The sequence below is a fragment of the Streptomyces ardesiacus genome, from assembly GCF_003112575.1.
GTDB lineage: Bacteria > Actinomycetota > Actinomycetes > Streptomycetales > Streptomycetaceae > Streptomyces > Streptomyces ardesiacus.
In genome coordinates this window covers 1-5,175 of record NZ_BEWC01000022.1, presented here as the reverse complement: position 1 = coordinate 5,175, position 5,175 = coordinate 1, and the positions used below count along the sequence as shown (strand labels likewise).

Here is a 5,175-nt window from a genome sequence, read left to right as displayed (position 1 = left end):
CGCCACCACACGCCCCCACACCGACGACAACTCCGCCCCCGGCTCACCATCCACCAACACCACACGACCCGGGTGCTCGTTCTGCACCGACCGCACCAACCCCCACACCGCAGCCCCCACCACATCCACCACACCAGCACCCTCACCAGACCCAGACCCAGACCCGGACCCGGCGTCGACCGCGCCCTCCGTCACCACCACCAACCGCGACCCCGCCAAACGCTCATCACCCAACCACCTCTGAACACCCGTCAGCACACCACCGACCACATCCCGCACACCCTCACCCGACACCTCCGCACCCGACCCCACCCGCAGCACCACCACATCAGGCACCACCCCCACACCCGACAACACCTCACCCAGCTCGCCCCACGACACCGCCGGAGCCGGCGCGAGCGTCGTCTGCCGCCAGGCCACCCGGTACAGGGCGTCGGGGGCCTTGTCCGCCGTCGCCCGTGCGGCGTCGAGGCGGTTCTTGGGCAGGGCCCGCAGCGACAGGGAGCCGACGTTCAGCACGGGAATCCCGGCGACGTCGGTGATCTCCAGCGACATGGCGGCGTCCGGCCCGGTCCCCCGGCGGATGCGCGCGCGCAGCGCGGACGCACCGGTCGCGTGCAGTTCGACGCCGGACCAGGCGAACGGGATGGTGGTCTCCCCGTCGTCCGGACCGTGCAGGCCGATCGCGTGCAGCGTCGCGTCGAGCAGTGCGGGATGCAGGGCGAACTCGTCGGCGTCGGAGCGGAATCGCTCGGGCAGACTCACCTCGGCCAGGATCTCGTCGCCGTGGCGCCAGGCGGAGCACAGGCCCTGGAACGCCGGGCCGTAGGTGAGACCGCCCGCGGCCAGCACGTCGTACAGACCGTCGAGTTCGACCGGTTCGGCGCCGGCCGGGGGCCATGCGGCGTCGGCGCCCGCCGGGGCGGTGCGCGGCGCGCCGTCCGCGGCCGGGGTCAGCACACCCGCCGCGTAGCGGCTCCACGGAGTGCCGCCCGTCTCGTCGTCGTACCGAGCGTGGATGGTGACGACACGGGTACCGGAGTCGTCCGGCGCACCGAGGACCACCTGGAGCTGAACCCCGCCGCGCTCGGGCAGCACCAAGGGGGCTTCGAGAGTGAGTTCCTCCACTCGCCCGCAGCCCACCTGGTCGCCGGCGCGGATCGCGAGCTCCAGGAAGCCGCTGCCCGGGAACAGCACGGTTCCGTCGACGGCGTGGTCGGCCAGCCAGGGGTGGGTGCGGACGGACAGACGGCCGGTGAGGACGACGCCGTCGCTGTCCGCGAGGACCGTCGCCGCCCGCAGCAGCGGATGCTCGACGAGGCCGAGGCCCAGGGACGCGGGGTCGGCGTCCGTGGGCGCCGCGCGCAGCCAGTACGTCTCGTGCTGGAAGGGATAGGTCGGCAGGCCCGCGCGGCGCTCGGGCAGACCGGCCGTGTCGGCTGCCGCTCCGAAGGCGGCGTCGAAGTACGCGGTCCAGTCCGGCGAGGTGCCGCGCACGTGCAGGCGGGCCAGTGCCGCGACAGCCGTCTCCGGCTCGGGCCGGCCGGAGCGGAGCACGGGCACGAGGACGGCGTCCCGGGCGGTGTCCTGCTGGGCGGTGTCCGCGAGGCAGTGCTCGGCCATGGCGGTGAGGACGCCGTCGGGGCCGATCTCGACGAACCGGTTGGCCCCGCGGTCGTGGAGGGTGCGTACGGCGTCGTGGAACCGAACGGTCTGGCGGGCGTGCCGCACCCAGTACTCCGCGGAGCACACCTGGTCGTCGGTGACCGGATCGCCGGTCACCGACGACACCAGGGGTATGCGAGGTGCCCGGTACTCCAGGCCCTCGGCCACCTTGCGGAAGTCGGCGAGCATAGGTTCCATCAGCGCGGAGTGGAAGGCGTGGCTGACGGCCAGCTTCCGCGTCGCCCGCCCCTGTGCCGCGAAGTGCTCCACGACGGGGGTGACGGCGGCCTCCGTGCCGGAGAGCACCACCGACGTGGGCCCGTTGACGGCGGCGAGGTCGGCCTGCTCGCCGAGCAGGGGCACCACCTCGTCCTCCGAGGCGGCGACGGCGACCATCGTGCCGCCCTCCGGCAGGGCCTGCATGAGCCTTCCTCTGGCGGCCACGAGCGCCGCGGCGTCGTCGAGGGAGAGCACTCCGCAGACGTGGGCGGCGGCCAGTTCACCGATGGAGTGCCCGGCCAGGAAGGCGGGTTTGACCCCCCAGGACTCCACGAGCCGGAACAGCGCCACTTCGAGCGCGAACAGCGCGGGCTGGGTGTACTCGGTACGGTCGAGCGCCTCGGCGTCGTCGAGGACATCGCTCAGGGGCCGGGCCAGGTGCGGGTCGAGGGCGGCGCACACCGCCTCGAACGCCTCCGCGTACGCGGGGTAGGTGCGGGCCAGCTCGCGGCCCATACCGGGGCGCTGCGAGCCCTGTCCCGTGAACAGGAAGGCGACCGTGGCCGACTCCCGGGCGAGTCCGTCGACGGCCGTCGGCGAAGGCTGCCCGTCGGCCAGGGCCCGCAGGGCGTCGCGCGTGCCCCGTTCGTCGCCCGCGGCGGCCACGACCACGGCTCGGTGCGCGTGGGTGCCCCGGGCGGTGATCAGGTCACGGGCCAGTTCGGGCAGTCGCGTGTCGGGCTCGGCGGCCAGGTGGTCCAGGAGGCGCCCGGCCTGTGCGCGCAGCGCCGGCCGGCTGCGTGCGGACAGGAGGACCGGAACGGGGGCCGCGGGCCGGCCGGGCTCGTCGGCGGCGGGCGTGCTCGCGGTGGCCGGCGCGGGCTCGGGAGCCTGCTCGATGATCACGTGGGCGTTGGTGCCGCTGAGGCCGAAGGAGGACACTCCGACCCGTCGTGGCCTGTCGACGGCGGGCCACTCCTGCTCGGTGGTGAGGAGCGACACGTGTCCGACGGTCCAGTCGACCTCGCGGGTCGGCTCGTCCACGTGCAGCGTCTTCGCCAGCTTGCCGTGCCGGATGCTCATCACGGACTTGATCACACCGGCGACTCCGGCCGCCGCCTGGGTGTGGCCGAGGTTGGACTTGACGGTGCCCAGCCACAGCGGCCGGTCGGCGGGCCGGTCCTGCCCGTAGGTGGCGAGCAGCGCCTGCGCCTCGATCGGGTCGCCGAGCGCGGTGGCGGTGCCGTGGGCCTCCACGGCGTCGACCTGGTGGCCGGCGAGCTGTGCGTTGCGCAGCGCCTGGCGGATGACCCGCTGCTGGGCCGGTCCGCTGGGGGCGGTCATGCCGTTCGACGCGCCGTCCTGGTTGACGGCGCTGCCCCTGACGACGGCGAGGACCGGGTGCCCGTTGCGACGGGCGTCGGACAGACGTTCCAGGAGCAGTACGCCGACGCCTTCGGACCATCCGGTGCCGTTCGCCGAGTCGGCGAAGGACCGGCAGCGGCCGTCGCTGGAGAGGGTGCGGTCCGCGCTGAACTCGACGAAGGTCCGGGGGGTGGACATCACGGTCACCCCGCCCGCGAACGCGAGCGAGCACTCGCCCTGCCGCAGCGCCTGGACCGCCTGGTGCAACGCGACCAGGGACGACGAGCACGCCGTGTCGATGGTCACCGCCGGCCCTTCGAGACCGAAGGTGTAGGCGATCCGGCCGGAGAGGACGCCGGAAGAACCGTAGCTGCCGGGGTAGTTGTGGTACATGACGCCGGCGAAGACACCGGTGGGGCTGCCCTTGAGGGCCACCGGGTCGATGCCCGCGCGTTCGGTGGCCTCCCACGTCGTCTCCAGGAGCAGGCGCTGCTGCGGGTCCATCAACAGCGCCTCGCGGGGGCTGATCCCGAAGAAGTCGGCGTCGAACCCGGTCGCGCCGTGCAGGAATCCGCCCTCGCGGATGTAGCTCGTGCCGGGCCGCTCGCCCTCGGGGTCGTAGAGCCGGTCCAGGTCCCAGCCCCGGTCCTCCGGGAACGGCCCGACGCCGTCCCCGCCCTCGGCCGCGAGCTGCCACAGGTCCTCGGGCGATCCGACGCCTCCGGGGAACCGGCAGGCCATGCCGACGATCGCGATCGGCTCGTGGGATGCGGCCGTGAGCTGTCGGTTCTGTTCCCGCAGCCGCTCGGTCTCCTTGAGCGACACACGGAGGGCGTCAAGCACCTTCTGGTCGGAGTTGTTCACTGCGCCCTCAAATCTCTCGCGTCGTGTCGTCGCCGGTGTGACCGGCGCCCGGGTGCCGGCCGTCGTGGCCGTCGGGATACTCGGGATGTTCGGTGTCGTGGCCGGACGCGCTGCCTTGAAGCGCCAGGCTGATGAGCCTGTCGGCGTCCATGCCGTCGATTTCGTCGATCAGGGTGGGAGCCGGTTCGGCTCCTGGCCCGTAGTCGTTCCCCTGGTCGGAGGGGCCGGCGGCGTCGGCGAGTTCCAGGAGGCTCTCGATGAGTCCTGCCTCGCGGAGCCTGGCCAGGGGGATGGTGCGGAGGATTTCGCGGATCTCCGCCTCGGTGCCGTGCTCGTCCCCGTCGCCCTGATCCGCTTCGTCGTCGGGAGCGAGCTCGGCGGCCAGGTAGACGCTCAGAGCACGGGCGTTGGGGTGGTCGAAGACGAGCGTGGCGGGCAGCCGCAGGCCGGTGACGAGGGTGAGCCGGTTACGCAGGCCCACCGAGGCCAGGCTGTCGAAGCCGAGTTCGCTGAACGCCCGATCCGGTGCGACCGCGTCCGCGTCCGTGTGCCCGAGGAGTGTCGCCACCTCGGAACGGACCAGGGCGAGCACCGCCGACTCGCGCTCCTCGCCAGGCAAAGCCCGAAGGGTCTCCCGCAGGTCACTTCCGGATTCGCCTTGCGCGGCCACGGCCCTCGTCACGGGTGCGGTACCGGCGACGAGGCCACTCAGGAGCGGAGGCGCGTGGTCTCCGGCTTCGCGCAGAGCGGCGGCATCGAGGGGGAAGGGGAGCAGGAGCGGTTCGCTCCGCCCGATCGCCGCGTCGAACAGTGCCAGCCCCTCGGCCACGCTGAGCGTCCCCATGCCCGTACCGGAGATACGCCGGACGTCCGATCCGGCGAGCCCCGCACCCATGCCGCCGGCCTCGCTGCTCCACAGCCCCCAGGCCAACGACTGCGCCGGCAGACCCAACCCCCGCCGATACACAGCAAACGCATCCATGAACGCATTCGCCGCCGCATAACTCGCCTGCCCCGGCGACCCCAACACCCCCGCCACCGAAGAAAACAACACAAACGCGG

At 72.9% G+C, this 5,175-nt stretch carries 1 protein-coding gene and 1 pseudogene; both read right to left on the bottom strand.

Annotated elements, in window-relative coordinates; translation table 11 throughout:
- Positions 1-4,086: pseudogene (locus tag Sdi02f_RS35465) on the bottom strand (type I polyketide synthase); the annotation flags it as partial.
- Between the two features lie 34 nt (positions 4,087-4,120).
- Positions 4,121-5,175, bottom strand: a 1,055-nt coding sequence (locus Sdi02f_RS35460) for a beta-ketoacyl reductase (RefSeq protein ID WP_159107709.1), incomplete at its 5' end; no start/stop codon positions are given.